Origin of the sequence: Candidatus Tisiphia endosymbiont of Ptychoptera albimana (assembly GCF_964026605.1) — a bacterium.
Lineage (GTDB): Bacteria > Pseudomonadota > Alphaproteobacteria > Rickettsiales > Rickettsiaceae > Tisiphia.
Genome location: NZ_OZ032164.1, coordinates 1,137,345 through 1,153,229, shown reverse-complemented (window position 1 = coordinate 1,153,229; position 15,885 = coordinate 1,137,345). Strand labels below are relative to the sequence as shown.

Genomic DNA, 15,885 nt, shown 5'->3' with positions numbered 1-15,885 from the left:
TCATTTACCTATACAAAAATTACTAAATATCTCTCCTAAAACTTCTTCAACACTAATCTTACCAGTAACATTACTTAAACTTCTGATAGCCATTCTAACATCTTCTGTGGCTAGCACTAAGTCATTTTCAATATTAAAATTTTCTAAATATTCCAACGCTTTTTCTATACAGGTTCGTTGACGTTGTCTAGTAATATGCGGCGATTCGGTTAAACCTGCTATATTATGAGCAATATTTTCGATTTCCTTTAATAAAATATCCAGTCCTATTTTTTCTTTTATAGAGATTTTTAAATAATTTTTGTTTAATGGCAGCAACCTATCTTCCATGATGTCATTCCCGCGTAGGCGAGGATCTATATCCCGCACTGAAGCAGGATGACAATGCCCCAAACTTTTATCCAAAAGATCAATTTTATTGACCAGCATTATGCTATTATCATCTATTAAATCTATAATATCAGCCATCTCCTCAAAATATGAGGGTGAGTTGCTTAACTTTATAGCATCAAGCATAATTATTTTGATATCAGCCATTTTTGCTGACTCAATTGCACGTTTGATACCTTCTAGCTCTATTAGATCATTACTAGACCTTATACCAGCCGTGTCTTGTAATATAATTGGGTATCCTCCTATATCTAGATGCCCCTCAATTATATCACGAGTTGTACCTTCAATGTTTGATACAATAGCAACGTCTCTTTGCATCAAAAAATTAAGTAAGCTAGATTTACCAACATTAGGAGTTCCTAAAATAGTCAATTTAATACCGGTTCGAAGCAGCTCCCCCCGTCTATTATCGTTAAGGTGTTTTATTATAGCATATTTAAGTTCACCACTAAGAGTCATAACTCTATTTAATATTTCTTGTGGAATATCTTCATCGGGGAAATCAATATAAGCTTCTAGGAAACCGATGATGGTCAGTAAAGTTTGTCTCCACCCATTGTAAAGTTCTTCAAGTCCTCCGCCAACTTGTTTAACCGCCTGCCTATGTTGCCAAACAGTTTCTGCTTCAATTAAATCAGCAATACCTTCTGCTGCAGTTAAATCAAATTTGCCATTTAAAAACGCCCTACGGGTAAACTCTCCAGGCTCTGCCATTCTTAAACCATCGATGGTTAACAATGTTTCAGTTAGCATGGCAGCAATTGCTATACTGCCATGTGTATATATTTCTACTACATCTTCTCCAGTAAAGCTAGCTGGAGCTTGGAAGTATACTACCACCGCATCATCAATTAATTCTTGATTCTTAGGATTTATGAGTTTTTTACAGTACATAATTCTTGGAACAAACTCTATATTATTATTAAGCAAATGTTTTAAGGCAAATAGGCTTTTATGTCCAGAGATACGAAAGACTGCAACACCAGCTTTTCCTAGTTTAGAGCTTTGAGCGAAAATAGTTTCCACAATAGTAGTGATCCTCTTGCTTAAGTAATTTATTTAATTATAATCAATAGCAAGTAGACAAGAATTAAACAACTTAAATTCTACACAAAGATGTCATTTCCGCTTTGACAGGGGACTATATTACTTAATGTCATTCGAGCTGCAGCGGAAATCTATATGCCTGCCTGCTTAGGAATGACATTAAGGGAAGTAGGAATGATTGCATGAACTTTGTCCATATATGACATCGAGTATACTGTGATATTATTCCTAATTTAAGCTATTTAAACACTTGTTGCCTACTTGGTAATCTATTGAAACAATTATAAAGTTTGGTAACAGCTATGACAACAGAAAAGACATCTTTAGCTTTGAGTAAGCTTACCTGTCAAGTTCCTAATTATAAATCAGAAATTTTATCACTGAGTACAGTAAAAAATGGGAATCCATTTTATAGCCCCCCTCTTTATAGTAAGTTTGTACAGAAATTTCTAGCTTATATCCCTGTAGACTATAGATTTAGAGATAGACTAGAATTATTTGATGAGTTTACAAATAAGGCCTTTCAGTTCTTTCAAGAAAAACAGCCTGATAAAAGAAAGTTGCAGATTGTCAGTACAGTAATTGAAAATGATCCTGCAATTAATATTTTGCTACTGAATGATAACAAATCATTTATAGTTGATTCGATCATTTGTTTATTAACAAGTCTAAATTTAAAAGCTAAATTTTTACTTCATCCTATTATAGCTTGTGTAAGGAACAATGATGGTAACTTACAAGAAATATTGGATATAAAGAAAGATAGAGAGGAATCTTTAGTCCATATCACTATTCTAGGAAGTTTTGATCAAAAAGATATTAGCTCTTTGGAAATGACTTTAAATGAAGTTCTAGATCAGGTAGATACTACTTATAATGTATGGTCTAAAATCTTAAACAGAGTGACGTTAATTTCAAACGATATCCAAAATAATCAGCAATTATATAATGAGAATCATTTAGATTATCATGAATCTATAAATTTCTTAGATTGGTTAAAAGATGATAATTTTACTTTTCTAGGTATGATTAACTTTGATCTAACTTCTAAAAATTTTTCATTGGAAGATGGTATTAAAAAGATATGGCAAAATAGTGGTGAAGTGCTTGATATTATAGAACGTTCAGCAAATTCATTACATGAAAATAAACTAATTATTTTAGGTAAAATTAATATCTTATCAAAAGTACATAGAAGTAACTTAGTAGATTATATTTTAATTAAGAAAATTGATCAGGAAAAAAAATATCATTCAGGTAGTATAATTTTTGGCTTATATAGCTCTGCAATGTATTATCAATTAGTTACTGATATTCCCATACTGAGACAAAAACTAAAATTTGTTGTAGATAAAGCCGCTTTCCCGATTGGTGGATATAATACCAAGAAACTTAAAAATATAATTCAATCTCTGCCTAAAGAAGCTTTGATACAAATTGATGAAGGTGATCTATACTGTATGTGCTTACACGTATTCTCAGGGATAACGAGTAAAAAACTCAAATTATTTATTCAGCAAGATTGGTCTGGTTCGTTTATTAATGTCATAATATTTTTACCAAGAGATCGTTTGACACTAGAAGTACATAGTAGCATAAATTATTATTTATCAAATATACTTAGTGGTCTAATACTTTTAGATTATACTGCAGAAGTGGTAGAAAATTTTTCATATTTATTTATTACGTTGGAGCTACAGGGTAAAAAGAATATTGATTTTGATGTTGAACTAATAGAGCAAGAATTAGATAAGCTCTCCACTCGTTGGAGTGAAGATTTTTACCAAAAGTTATGTAAAGAATTTGGTGAATACCAAGGGGGAGTAAATTTTAAGCTTTTTGACCCAATTTTTCCTATCGACTATAGAGAAAAATTTAATGGACAAACAGCTTTAATAGATATTGACTATTTAAAGGAAGCTAGTATTTATCGCAAACCGATATTTAATTTAATTGCTATAAATAATAAAGAGTTCCAGCTAAAAATTTACAGCCCAACACCTAAATTAGCTCTTTCAGACTTATTACCATCTATAGAAAATTTGGGATTCAAAGCTATAGATGAACAAAGCTTTACCATAAAAGGAGCAGGAGATATTGAAGAAAGTTGGATATATGAGTTCACTCTCGAAACATTGATAACTATTGAAAGCAATATTGATTTACTTAAAGCAAACGTAGAAGAGGCTCTAGATAAGATATATCTTGGACTTTTGGCTAATGATTCTTTAAGCAAATTAATAGTGTTATCGGGCTTTAATTGGTGGCAAGTTAAGTTGGTTAAAGCATTAACTAGATATTTACATCAAACCGGCTTTGTCTATGGCAAGGGCTACGTTCAGTTGACCTTAATAAAGCATTTTTTATATACTAAAATGTTGGTTGATTTGTTTGATACTAAATTTAATCCCGCAAATTTCTCAGATGAACGTTTAAAAACTATAAAAGATAGTATCTTTAACTATCTTAATACAATTACTAGCAGTAGTGAGGACAAGGTTTTAAGACAGATGTTTGATATTATTGAAGCTATTGTAAGAACTAACTGTTATCAGCCTAGCTCTAATGACTTAAAAAATTCAGCTAACAAGCATAGTACAGTCAGTAAAAATTATTTTTCTTTTAAATTTGACTCGCAAAAAGTTCCTCACTTGCCTTTGCCAGTACCATTTGCCGAAATATTTGTTTACGATAATGATTTTGAAGCTATCCATTTACGAGGGGGCGTCGTCGCTCGCGGAGGTATTAGATGGTCTGATAGATGTGAGGATTATAGAGTAGAAGTATTAGGACTAATGAAAGCCCAAATGACCAAAAATTCAGTTATTGTACCTGTTGGCTCAAAAGGTGGATTTTTCGTTAATTTCACTGATGATAATATGACTCGCCAAGAATATATGGCAAGAGTGGTGCAGTGTTATAAAAATTTTCTCCGTGGATTACTTGATATTACTGACAATATAATTGATGGTAAAGTTATTCAGCCAAAAAATACTATTATCCACGACCAAGAAGATCCATATCTCGTGGTTGCAGCCGATAAAGGTACGGCAACGTTCTCGGATTATGCAAATAGTGTGTCGGCTGAATATAATTTTTGGTTAGGCGACGCTTTTGCTTCCGGTGGATCAGTAGGTTATGATCATAAGAAAATGGCTATTACCTCAAAAGGAGCTTGGATTTCTGTAGCAAGCCATTTCCATGCTATGGGTATTGATGTACAAAAAGACCCTATTACTGTTGTTGGTATTGGCGATATGTCTGGGGATGTTTTTGGTAATGGCATGCTTAGGTCTAATACCATAAAACTTGTTGCAGCATTTAATCATAAACATATATTTATTGATCCACAACCTGACCCAATTATTAGTTTTAATGAACGTATGAGATTGTTCGAGTTACCTACATCAAATTGGTCTGACTATAATCAACAATTAATTTCAAAAGGTGGGGGAGTTTTTGAGCGAAGCAGTAAGTCTATCTTGTTATCTACAGAAACCAAATTATTGCTAAAGATAGATATTGACCAATTAACTCCAGAACAGCTGATTAGAGCTATTTTACAAGCGGAAGTTGATTTGCTTTGGAATGGCGGTATAGGAACCTATATAAAAGCTTCAACAGAAAGTCACTTAGAGATAGGCGATAAGGCAAATGATAATCTTAGAGTCAATGGTAAAGATATCAGAGCTAAAGTAATAGGAGAAGGAGGAAATATTGGCGTATCACAACAAGGTAGAATAGAATATAGCAAGCTAGGCGGGAGAATAAATACTGATTTCATTGATAATTCAGCTGGTGTTGACTGTTCGGATCATGAGGTAAATATCAAAATTGCTCTTAATCAGGCTATGTCCTCTAATAAGATTAGTTTAGAAGAACGTAATAAGTTCTTATTTACTATGACAAAACACGTCGAGGAACTGGTTTTAGTTGATAACTATAAACAAACTCAGGCACTTGATATAATGCAATTATCTAGTACTTCAACTATCGGAGTATTTAGCCAATTTATTGATACTTTAGAAGAAGAAAAATTAATTAATAGAACTGTTGAGTTCTTACCAACTCAGGAAGAACTCAGTAAAAGGGCAGTTAATAAGGAAAATATGACCCGTCCCGAGCTTTGTGTATTACTTTCTTATAGTAAACGCTCAGTCTATCATGATTTAATAACAGCAACGTTTTCAAAAGATAAGTATTTTGAATCTTATCTGATTAATTATTTTCCAAAACTAATGCAAGAAAAATTCCGTGAGGAAATTTTAGCTCATCCGCTTAAGCATGAAATTATTCGAACCGTTGTAACAAATAAAATTGTCAATCAATTAGGCGGACCATCACTTAATCTTATAAAGCGTGAAACTCAGGCTGCTCTTTGTGATATAGTTCGTTCGTATACTATTATCTGTGAAATTTTTGATTTAGATAATCTATGGGCTATAGTAGAATCTCTAGCAAGTAATATAGATCATAAAGTTAAAATTGACATGTTCACTGAGCTTGCTAAAATTATGCGTAGAGGTATCTCTTGGTTTCTAAAGCATATAAAACATCCTATCAATATTAGCAATACCATTGATGAATTTTATGAACCAGCTAGAATGCTTAGTAAAGTGGTTGGTAATCTTCTTTTAGGAGAAGCAAAAAACAAATTCGATAATAAAGTTAAGCAATATACTTTATCAGGAGTGACAGATGAAATAGCTCGCAGGATTGCAACTCTTGACAGCCTAGTGTCTGTCTTTGATATAATATATATTGCAAAAAAGACAAAAGCTAAAAATAATGATGTTGCTAATTTATATTTCACTACTGGTAATAAATTTAGTATTGATTGGCTTCGTAAATCTTGTGATAAACAACTAAATGATTCCTACTGGAATAGATTATCAATTCAATCATTAAAAGATGACTTATATGATAAACAAAGACAATTATTGGCTAAAATAATTAACAACTCTAAATTAAATATTGATTTAGAGTTATGGATTGATAATAATATAGATGCCGCATGTATTTTTTTAGATTTTGTAAAAGGAATTAGATTGCAAGAAACTATTGACTTAAATATTTTAATTTTAGCAAACAAAAAATTTGAAACTTTTTTGCGTAAGCTTGAGTAATGCGTTATGTCGTCATCCCTAAAACAAGCGAGAATAGAATCTGGTAAAACTCTTGAAGAAATATCTAGCTATTTGAAGATTAGGAAGCAATATTTGATAGCTCTTGAAGAGGAGGATTTTAGTTCGATGCCAGCGGAAGTTTATGTAAAAGGTTATCTTAAATTATACTCAAACTATTTAGGGATAGATGTAAATCTCAGTGAAAAAGACAATCAGGAATCTTCAAAAGATATTGACCTCAGAAATAGGTCAGATCCAATGATATTGGACTATAAATGGAAAAAACAACTAATTATTATTTCTGTTTTAATATTAATAATAATTCCAATAATTTATCACTTAATATTATAATCTGAATGAAAATAACTAATGATTTATTACTTAAGTTAATGCAAGAAGTGGATCAAGGTCTTGAAGGTCTCTTATCAAATATCGCTAGACAGCATGAAGAAATCAATAAACTGCAGGATGAAAATAAACAGCTCAGGGATAATTATGCAAAAATACTTGAGCAAATAGCCATATATATTGCTGAACTTGAAGCAATAAAACATAAAAATACATAAAGATGTCTATAGTAACAATAACACTTGGTAGCAAAACTTTCCAACTCGCATGTAGTGAAGGATCAAGAGAAGAATTATGCAATCTTGCAGCCAAATTAAATGAAAATATTGCTCAGATAAAAAAAGTTAACCCATCAGCATCATTTGAACTATTATTAGTTATGTCTGCATTGAGTTTACAGGAGCAAGTACAAAACTTGACTAACAAAATTGCTAAAATTGATGGTGCTAATATACCTCCCGAAGAAGAAAAATTTGCAGAAACGTTAAGTACTATAGCAGGATATTTAGAAGACCTTGCGAGAAAGATTGGAAAGTGATATTATATAATCCCGTGTATGAAACATCAATGTTTGAAATGTAATGGGCTGCTTGGTTTGTGAGCTTAACGTATTGCCCCGGGACTATAATTTTTATTATTAGGAAACCGTCCCTGTCTGAATCTATTATACAGATATATGGATTCCACCTTACATACAGGTTCTTTGAGGATCTTAGGCAACGACCGAAGTGGTTCATTTTTTTAGGCAACTTTTGTGCTATATTACATAAACAGGATTTTTACTAATAATAGAGTGCAGTCTGCTTTATTAATGCTGGTGGGCTGTTCTACTGCTCTATTACTAGTGACTTATAATCCAAATGATCCTTCCTTTAATTCTGTCACAGACAAATATCCTAGCAATTTATTAGGTCATTTCGGTGCTTATTTGGCAGATATTTTTTACCAGTTTTTTGGTATAGCGTCCTTTATTTTACCAATTTGTTGTATTTTTTGGTCTCTGAGTGTATGGCATTTAAAGAAGAAATGGGCTACCGTCAGGATAATTGTGATGCTGCTGTCAATTATATCATTATCGATAGTTTGCACTAATATAAAAATTAATTATTTACCGGCAGGTGCAGGTGGGACAACAGGTACTATTATTTATCCAATAATCAAGCAATTGGACGCTAGAGCCGATTACGTTTTAATTATTACTACATTTATTTTATTATTTTTATTAACTGAAATAAAATTTTCAGTTTTTGGGATCGCTATAATTAAATTATTCAAACTAATACCTTATAAAAAATTTATACTTTTACCTACAATATCAACAAATAGCAACTCAACTAAACCAGTTCTGACAAAAAAGACTCCTTTTATTAATCAAGAAGAAGCAACGTATGCTCATAAAATAGATGCATTACAAGAAAAAAATAATGACATACACTCCCATTGTTCAAAACAACAATCTCCATTCAAAAAAGAAAATGGCGAATTACCATACTTGCCCCCTATCGAATTATTAAAACAAGCTGACAGTCAAAATATAAAAGTAGAAACTGCATCAGAATTACAACATAATGCCCAAACGCTGTTAACTGTTCTGAATGATTTTGGTGTTAAAGGTCAGGTAATTAATATTAGCCAAGGTCCAGTGGTAACGTTATATGAATTTGAGCCAGCTGCAGGTACTAAATCTTCTAGGATTATCGGTTTATCAGATGACATTGCTAGGTCTTTATCTGCGATATCAACTAGAATAGCTGTAATACCAGGTAGAAACGTTTTAGGTATTGAATTACCCAATAAACAAAGAGCTTTCTTTTGTCTAAGAGAATTAATTGAAACACCGGAATATCAAGATAGCAGTATTATGCTACCATTGATTCTAGGAAAGGATCTCGCTGGCAAACCTTTTGTTGCCGATTTAGCAAAAATGCCACATTTGTTAGTTGCTGGTACGACAGGCTCCGGTAAATCAGTGGCAATTAATGCTATGATAATTTCCCTACTTTACCGCTATACCCCGGAGGAATGCCGTTTAATAATGATCGATCCCAAAATGCTTGAACTATCAACCTATGATGGCATACCACATCTTTTGACCCCAGTGGTTACCGAACCAAGTAAAGCCGTGGTAGCCCTGAAATGGGCAGTAAAAGAGATGGAAAATCGTTATAGAGCAATGTCAAATATTGGGGTCAGAAATATAGCAGGTTATAATGCTAAAATTTTGGAGGCTGCGTCAAGCGGTAAAATATTAGAACGCTCTGTCCAAACAGGATTTGATCCAGAAACCGGTAAACCTATTTATGAGACAATTGAAATGAATATGGAAAAATTACCATTCATTGTAGTAATTGTTGATGAAATGGCTGATTTAATGTTGGTAGCTGGCAAAGACATTGAATTGTCAATACAGCGTCTAGCTCAAATGGCAAGAGCAGCAGGTATTCATATTATCATGGCAACCCAAAGACCTTCTGTTGATGTTATTACTGGGGTAATCAAAGCTAATTTCCCGAGCCGTATCAGTTTTAAAGTAACTTCTAAGATTGATAGTAGGACTATTCTTGGTGAACAAGGTTCTGAGCAATTACTTGGTATGGGAGATATGCTTTATATGGGTAATTCATCCAAGATTACCAGGGTTCATGGTCCATTTGTTGATGATAAAGAGGTAGAAAAAGTAACCCAATATTTAAGATCAACAGGAGTACCTGAATATCTTTCAGCAGTGACTCAGCAATTAGATGATGATGAAGTAAATGCCGAAAGTCTAGGAGATGATTCAAGCAGTGATGAAACTTTATATAAAAGAGCAGTACAAATCGTACAATTAGAACGAAAAGTATCAATTAGCTATATACAAAGATGTTTACGAATTGGCTATAATAGAGCGGCTACTCTTGTTGAAAAAATGGAACAAAATGGGGTAATATCTCCTCCTAACCATACTGGTAAGAGAGAAATATTATTGCCAGAAAATTAAGTTCTTATATATACTCAGGTAGAACTTCAAGAATTGGCGTTTCCGCGACCAAAGATCGAAGCTGCCTAGTTACTCATGTACGCTATGCTGCCCGACTTTGCTACTGCCTAGCTCTTCTTGAAGTTATACTATCGCCTACCAACTCTTCATTTACGAGCAGTATATAGTTATTATCAACTCTTCTGCCAAAAAAACCTACAAATTAATTGTAAATTGACAAGTAATAAAATTTTCTATACTATTAAATATTTAGTCTAATTAACCGGAGGAAATACCATGAGTATCATGCTTCTAACCGAAATGTTGCTAAAAGTATTGGTGGACTCTAGTGGATGATTTACGAACCCAAATCGATGTAAGAATTGCTATAAATCAGCATCTATATTATAATACCAGTACACAACCCTAAAACTTCCAATAACCATATGGCTAATATACTATTTTAGTAGTTTGTTGATTTCTTCAATACTTAAACTAGTAATATTAGCTATATGCTCAGATGTCATATTTTCTTTAAGTAATTTTCTAGCTATAGCTATTCTTTCTTCCACTCTACCTTTTTCTAGTTGTTTTTTCAGAGTATTAGCTTCGATACGCAGCCATTTAAGATGATCTTCATAAGCCTCCCTTTCTTCGTCAGTAAAGTTCATAACACCTAGCACTGTTAGAGCTTTTTTTAAGCTGGCATTGTCTAATTCTTTAGGCAAATTATCTTTGTTCAGTAGATCGTGTCTTGTTAGAAAAGCTGTCCACATATCTAAAGAGTTTTTTACTTTAGCTACGATGTCAGGTAATTCTTCTTGAGAATTCTTAGTAAACTTATTGAGTTCGATAGTGTGTAATTCGAGATCCTTGAAATACACCAATCCACTATCTTTTTCAACTATATGAAAAACATTATGATATTTATCAACACTTGGAATAGAAGTGAAGTTTAGAATATGAATACCAATAGCTTTAGATAAAAGAGAGTAGTCCTCAGCGATTTTTAATTGCTCAGTATACAATTTAGCCCAATAATATAAAGCTCGCTTATCATAATCAGCTTCGTCGCTAATTTGAATTTCAATATTAAACCTTTTGCCATCAACAGATTTGGCTTTAATGTCTAATATTGAGAGTTTATCCTTCTTAAAGTTTTTAGGATTATATGGATTAAGCAGCGTTATCTCTGCCACTTGATCCTCTTGTCCAACGATAGAATTAATCAAGGATATCAGCAAGTCCTTATTCTCTTCTACACCAAAGATTTTCTTAAATGCCAAATCGACTCGAGGAGTTATTTTATCCATATATGCTATTAGGTAGTTATCAATTATAAAGCTAGTATAGCACAGAAATTATAAAGCACTAAGTAATATAATGTGAAAAATATAATGCAGAAACTAATAGCATATCCATGAAAACTCAATGCACGCTACGCTATAAATGCATTGAGTTTCCATGGATATACTCAATTAACCTGAAGAGTTGGCAAAATGATTAAAAGTTATAGTCTGAAATTGGTCAGTTATAAGAGTAAGCAAATTACCTTTGTATTTATCAATATTAGCAAAAAATCTATCTATAGCTTCTGAGAATTGAGCGAAATTATGGTAAAATTTATTATTTGTTACAATTCTATGCATAAATTTCCATAATCGTTCAATCGGATTAAGATTAGGGCTATAGGGAGGTAAAAATACTAATTCTATTTTGCTATTTACTAGATACTCCTTTACTGTCTTTGACTTATGATACCGAGCATTATCACAAATCAAATATATCTTCTCTTTATTAGGATTTTCTGCTTCTAATTTTTGTAAAAAATTGATTATATAATCACCGCTTACTTTAGGATTATCTGTGCTAACTAATTGCAAATCAGATAAATTAATTGCTCCTATTAAATGCTTCCTTTTCCAGCCACTAAATGTTGGTAAAGTTTTATTTTGATTTTTTCTGATCCAACCATAACGGGCTTTTGTTTGATACTGAGGATGAACGCTATCCATAAAATATATAGCTTCTTCACTTAACAGCAATGCTTCTGCCATTTCTCCATAGCTCCAACCTTTATCATACAGCAAAACTGCCTTAATTCGGTCACATACTCTCCTATCTCGTTCATTACCATGACGTGACTTCAGTGCCGTTCTTTGTTCAGATGTTAAAATATTTCCCATTATCATATTCTAGCTTCTTTCTTCTCTTCCTTCAACTCTTCATTTACGAGCAGTATACGTGAAAGAAAAAATAATACTACAAAAAGTAGAAAAAGTATTAGCAACACTCCATTTAGAGCTTGAATTGCATTCTGAAGTAATTAGTTATATTAAAGCTTCAGCAAAAATAGAGCAAGGTTTTCAAAAAATGCGTATAGGAGAGCTACATGCTGAGCATACTAAGATCAAAACTCGTATGGATAGGTTAACTGATTTATTTTTAGATGGTGATATTAGCAAGGAATATCATGAAGAAAAACGTCAGAGATTAATACAAAAACGTGAAGATATCGTGAGAGAAATAGAAAGCCATAATAATGCTGATGATGAATTTTCAGAACTATTGATTAACCTAGTAGAACTGGCTTCCAGAGCGTTAGAAACCTTTAAAGGTTCGACTACGGAAGGAAAATGTAAATTGATGAATTTAGTATTTTCAAACCTAAAATTACAAGACGGAAAGCTAGACTTTATGCTACGTCCACCGTTTGATGCATTCGTAAAATGCACTAAAATCGAAGAATGGCACACCCTAGAGGATTCGAACCTCTGACCTACGGATTAGAAATCCGTTGCTCTATCCAGCTGAGCTAAGGGTGCGTATACTCAAATGATTTGGAGAATTACGACAATAAATAAACAAGGGATGAGCGAACGCAAGCAGTACATAAAGTACGTGAGTACGCGAAATTCCTGCAAGTATTCGCAAAAGCCAATTCTTCAAAGCAGAAGAGTATATATACAAAGATGTTTGTTTTATATCAGCTAAGGTGATCTTTTTCAAGTGCAAAAATAATAACTTTTCTTCTAATAGACTTGCTGCATAAATCAAAGATAGTTGAGGGATTTTTAGGAGAAACGAAGCCGAGCACCGCAGCGTACACAGACGTACGTGAGGAGCGGAGGCGAGTTTCGACGACAAAATTACCAACTGGATTGACTTATGCAGTAAGTCTAATATAACTGGTTCTTGTATCTAATAGTCAACTTCATCGTTATTTTTGTTCTCGAGTTCTTACAAACTTGATATTTATTATATATATCAGTTTAAACATTCTGACTTTATAATATGTGCTGCTACGCTTGAAGGAGAGCTAGGACTTTTAAAACCTAATTCTATTAAAATCTTCCTGCTTTCTTTCACTTGCTGTGCTGCTTTTTTCCTGTCAACTAATAGTGATGTAAGCTTATTTGCTATATTTGATTTAGTACAGTTAAATTGGATCAATTCTGGTAATATCTCTTTATTAGCAATAATATTAATCAAAGAAATATAAGGTATTTTTATTAGTAACTTTATTAATAAAAAGCTTAAGATATTTAATTTATAAGCAACAATCATTGGAGTATTACAAGCGGCAATTTCTAAGGTATTAGTGCCAGATTTTGCTAGAGCAAGGGTAGCTACAGCAAAAATCTTAAGTCTATCACTTGAGAAATGGTAGTTAAATGCTGCATCTGATAAAAATGGTTCAATTAAAGATTTATGACTAGACTCAGCCGTGACAAATATCACTTCAAGATTAGGGAATTTTTTTGCTAGTAGATTGATCGCCGCCGTGAATACCGGGGCATGTCTTGTTATTTCACCTTTGCGGCTACCACAAGTGATACATAACACTTCTGAATGAACAGGTATTTGTAATTCTCGCTTTAATAGCTCTTTATCTTTATCATCATAAAAATACTGTTCCAATATTGGATGACCAATATACCGACAATCTAGACCTACCTTTTGAAAGTACGGTGGCTCGAATGGCAGTAAAGCCAACAAATGATCATAAATTTTAGCGTATTTCATAGCCCGAGAAGGTTTGTATGCCCAAACAGAGGGTGCAACAATGTGAATAATCTTTAAATTGGGTCTAGCTGCTCGAATCTTCTTTGCTACTCTATAAGTAAAGCCTGGCGAGTCTATGGTAATTAACAAATCTGGGGCATGCTGAATTATATCAGCAATAGTACGCTTGATTAGCTTAGTGATCTTAAAAATATGTGGTATAATTTCGACGAAACCCATAAGATTTATTTGACTAATCGGGAAAAGGCTATGCTCTAACCCCGCTTCTTCCATCTTGCTTCCCCCTACACCAACGAACTCTAATTGTATCTCCTCCAGCTTATAGAGATCTTTTAGGCTTTGTATCAAATGACTCCCTATAAAATCTCCCGAGATTTCACCAGCAATTAGATAAATTTTAGCCATTTAACCTCTGCTTACTACATAGGCTTAAATTTTTGTCAATCACAGCAGAATGAATGCCAACACAATCAAGGATCGAATGAAATACATAGTCATGACTAATTTCAGAGCCTAAATGATTGGCTATAGAACTTACCAAATCAGGATGTCTTTTTTTAAATTCATCCGATATCCAAACTAGAAAAGGCACTGTGGTTTGTTCTGGGATCATAGGTCCACCGTGACCGTAATAACCATGTTCTCCCAAAGATTCTGCATGATCAGAAACATATATTAGGATAGCGTTACTATTTTTTAATAGATCTATTACATTATACAAAAAAAAATCTGTATATAAAATGGTGTTATCGTAATCATTAATCAACTCTTCAATATCACAACTGCTCTGATCTACCTTAGTAATGGAATTACACTTAGGAGTAAATTTTTGAAATTCTTTAGGATATCTAGCAGAATATTTCCAATGACTACCAGCTGTGTGGATAACTAAAACATTTTTAGTAGTAGAATTTACAATATTATTTTCAATATGAGGTAACATTTTTCCATCGTGATCAAGCCTCCTTAATAAAATAGAACCACCAGGTATCATAGTAAACCTAACTTCATCATAAATTGTAATTGGGTTTTTACTTCTTAAGTATCCTACTATATTCTGAGTGCCAATCCAATTAGTGTTAAAACCAAGCATGGTAAAAATTGACAAAAGACTCGTTTCTTCTGTACTTTTGTCTAAGCTACTCGCAGGATGGCGAGATAGAAGAGATGGAACAGAAAGATGTGTGTGATTGGAAGCAGACTGTGCTTTAAATGAAAAAAGATTTTCAACAGAACTTAAATATGGCGTAGTGTCCCTGTGATAACCATTAATACCAAAATGATCAAATCGTGCTGATTCTCCTATTACAAGTACCACTGTAATATTTTGATCCGATTGATCAATGAAAGAAAACTTCTTACTTATATCATCACGCATTGCACTTCTTTTGTTATTTAAAGATAAATATGTGTTATGTAAATATTGGATAGGAAAATAACCCCTTAGCAAATTAAACTGCGGCATAATAATATTATTAATGGTAATTAAAAGACAAATTGCCGCTAGTAATTTTGTAACAAATAGTTTACTATCTAAAATAGAGAAATGCTTCATCGTATAAATACAAGTAGCTATGCTAAAAATTAGCCAAACAATTAGCCTAATACTAACTATCTCATATACTTCATTGAAGTCAGTAGAGAAAAAGCTACCCATCATCTCTTTTGTAGGAGAAATTTTAAAAAGATATAGATAATAGCTGGCAATTGCTCCCGTTGTAAATAAAAATATTGCTCCTATTATAAAAACAAGTCGATGGATAGTTAAACCAAAAAAAATGATAAAGCAAGTAAAGCAAATATAAATAGAGTCCTTACTCAACTCCAATATTGCTTTAAAAAAAGTGAATTTGTAGTAGCTGAATTTATAAACAATAACTGCTGAATTAAAAAGTAGACAATAAATAAAAGAGAACACCAAAGATAGTTTGATTAGTTTACTATCTAAATGTTTTTGGATTAGTTTTAACATATAAATAACGTACT

12 protein-coding genes and 1 tRNA gene are annotated in these 15,885 nt (G+C 32.6%); 7 read left to right on the top strand and 6 right to left on the bottom strand.

Translation table 11 applies throughout. The features are described from left to right. The gene (mnmE, locus tag AAGD36_RS05405) at window positions 1–1,419 is read right to left on the bottom strand and encodes a tRNA uridine-5-carboxymethylaminomethyl(34) synthesis GTPase MnmE (RefSeq protein WP_341755243.1); all 1,419 of its coding nucleotides are present in this window, start codon (window positions 1,417–1,419) and stop codon (window positions 1–3) included. Between the two features lie 323 nt (window positions 1,420–1,742). Between mnmE and AAGD36_RS05400 the strand changes: the two genes are divergently transcribed. The 5 genes from AAGD36_RS05400 to AAGD36_RS05380 all read left to right on the top strand — a co-directional run bounded on the left by AAGD36_RS05400 (window position 1,743) and on the right by AAGD36_RS05380 (window position 9,894). Next, window positions 1,743–6,566: an NAD-glutamate dehydrogenase gene (locus AAGD36_RS05400; protein WP_341755242.1), complete on the top strand. Its 4,824-nt coding sequence runs from the start codon at window positions 1,743–1,745 to the stop codon at window positions 6,564–6,566. 6 nt (window positions 6,567–6,572) lie between these two features. Further along, window positions 6,573–6,917 carry a helix-turn-helix transcriptional regulator gene (locus AAGD36_RS05395; RefSeq protein ID WP_341755241.1) on the top strand — a complete coding sequence of 115 codons (345 nt, stop codon included), beginning with the start codon at window positions 6,573–6,575 and terminating at the stop codon, window positions 6,915–6,917. Window positions 6,918–6,922: 5 nt separating this feature from the next. Further along, on the top strand, window positions 6,923–7,132 hold the full coding sequence (locus tag AAGD36_RS05390; protein ID WP_341751306.1) for a hypothetical protein: 210 nt from the start codon (window positions 6,923–6,925) through the stop codon (window positions 7,130–7,132). 2 nt (window positions 7,133–7,134) lie between these two features. Continuing rightward, window positions 7,135–7,452: a cell division protein ZapA gene (locus AAGD36_RS05385; RefSeq protein ID WP_341751305.1), complete on the top strand. Its 318-nt coding sequence runs from the start codon at window positions 7,135–7,137 to the stop codon at window positions 7,450–7,452. Between the two features lie 216 nt (window positions 7,453–7,668). After that, on the top strand, window positions 7,669–9,894 hold the full coding sequence (locus tag AAGD36_RS05380; RefSeq protein ID WP_341755240.1) for a DNA translocase FtsK: 2,226 nt from the start codon (window positions 7,669–7,671) through the stop codon (window positions 9,892–9,894). A gap of 437 nt (window positions 9,895–10,331) precedes the next feature. Here AAGD36_RS05380 and AAGD36_RS05375 read toward each other — a convergent pair whose 3' ends face one another. Both AAGD36_RS05375 and AAGD36_RS05370 read right to left on the bottom strand, forming a co-directional pair. Continuing rightward, entirely contained in the window at window positions 10,332–11,186 is an 855-nt protein-coding gene (locus AAGD36_RS05375) for an Rpn family recombination-promoting nuclease/putative transposase (RefSeq protein WP_341755239.1), read from the bottom strand. A 165-nt stretch (window positions 11,187–11,351) separates the two neighbouring features. After that, window positions 11,352–12,059 (bottom strand): IS630 family transposase, encoded by a 708-nt coding sequence (locus tag AAGD36_RS05370; protein WP_341755238.1) that lies wholly within the window; start codon window positions 12,057–12,059, stop codon window positions 11,352–11,354. 58 nt (window positions 12,060–12,117) lie between these two features. Between AAGD36_RS05370 and AAGD36_RS05365 the strand changes: the two genes are divergently transcribed. Then, window positions 12,118–12,651, top strand: coding sequence for a hypothetical protein (locus tag AAGD36_RS05365; RefSeq protein WP_341755237.1), 534 nt, complete (start codon window positions 12,118–12,120; stop codon window positions 12,649–12,651). On the opposite strand, the gene AAGD36_RS05360 is transcribed toward AAGD36_RS05365, so the two are convergent. Then, window positions 12,622–12,698: transfer RNA gene (locus AAGD36_RS05360), tRNA-Arg, on the bottom strand. The genes AAGD36_RS05365 and AAGD36_RS05360 overlap by 30 nt on opposite strands. 216 nt (window positions 12,699–12,914) lie before the next feature. Between AAGD36_RS05360 and AAGD36_RS05355 the strand changes: the two genes are divergently transcribed. Next, the gene (locus AAGD36_RS05355) at window positions 12,915–13,061 is read left to right on the top strand and encodes a hypothetical protein (RefSeq protein WP_341755236.1); all 147 of its coding nucleotides are present in this window, start codon (window positions 12,915–12,917) and stop codon (window positions 13,059–13,061) included. A gap of 79 nt (window positions 13,062–13,140) precedes the next feature. Here the strand turns inward: AAGD36_RS05355 and lpxB are convergent, their stop codons facing one another. Together lpxB and AAGD36_RS05345 are read right to left on the bottom strand one after the other, a co-directional pair. Continuing rightward, window positions 13,141–14,304, bottom strand: a complete 1,164-nt coding sequence (gene lpxB / locus AAGD36_RS05350; protein WP_341755235.1) for a lipid-A-disaccharide synthase — start codon at window positions 14,302–14,304, stop codon at window positions 13,141–13,143. Beyond that, a complete protein-coding gene (locus tag AAGD36_RS05345; RefSeq protein ID WP_341755234.1) occupies window positions 14,297–15,871 on the bottom strand; it encodes a phosphoethanolamine transferase in 1,575 nt (524 codons plus the stop codon). Before AAGD36_RS05345 ends, lpxB begins: the two co-directional genes overlap by 8 nt. Window positions 15,872–15,885 lie beyond the last annotated feature (14 nt).

What these genes read in the sequence shown, in the direction of transcription:
- AAGD36_RS05390 (WP_341751306.1), top strand. Translation starts at nt 6,923, where the DNA reads ATGAAAATAACTAATGATTTATTACTTAAGTTAATGCAAGAAGTGGAT.
- AAGD36_RS05375 (WP_341755239.1), bottom strand. Translation starts at nt 11,186, where the DNA reads ATGGATAAAATAACTCCTCGAGTCGATTTGGCATTTAAGAAAATCTTT.
- AAGD36_RS05370 (WP_341755238.1), bottom strand. Translation starts at nt 12,059, where the DNA reads ATGGGAAATATTTTAACATCTGAACAAAGAACGGCACTGAAGTCACGT.
- AAGD36_RS05395 (WP_341755241.1), top strand. Translation starts at nt 6,573, where the DNA reads ATGTCGTCATCCCTAAAACAAGCGAGAATAGAATCTGGTAAAACTCTT.
- AAGD36_RS05400 (WP_341755242.1), top strand. Translation starts at nt 1,743, where the DNA reads ATGACAACAGAAAAGACATCTTTAGCTTTGAGTAAGCTTACCTGTCAA.
- AAGD36_RS05385 (WP_341751305.1), top strand. Translation starts at nt 7,135, where the DNA reads ATGTCTATAGTAACAATAACACTTGGTAGCAAAACTTTCCAACTCGCA.
- lpxB (WP_341755235.1), bottom strand. Translation starts at nt 14,304, where the DNA reads ATGGCTAAAATTTATCTAATTGCTGGTGAAATCTCGGGAGATTTTATA.
- AAGD36_RS05345 (WP_341755234.1), bottom strand. Translation starts at nt 15,871, where the DNA reads ATGTTAAAACTAATCCAAAAACATTTAGATAGTAAACTAATCAAACTA.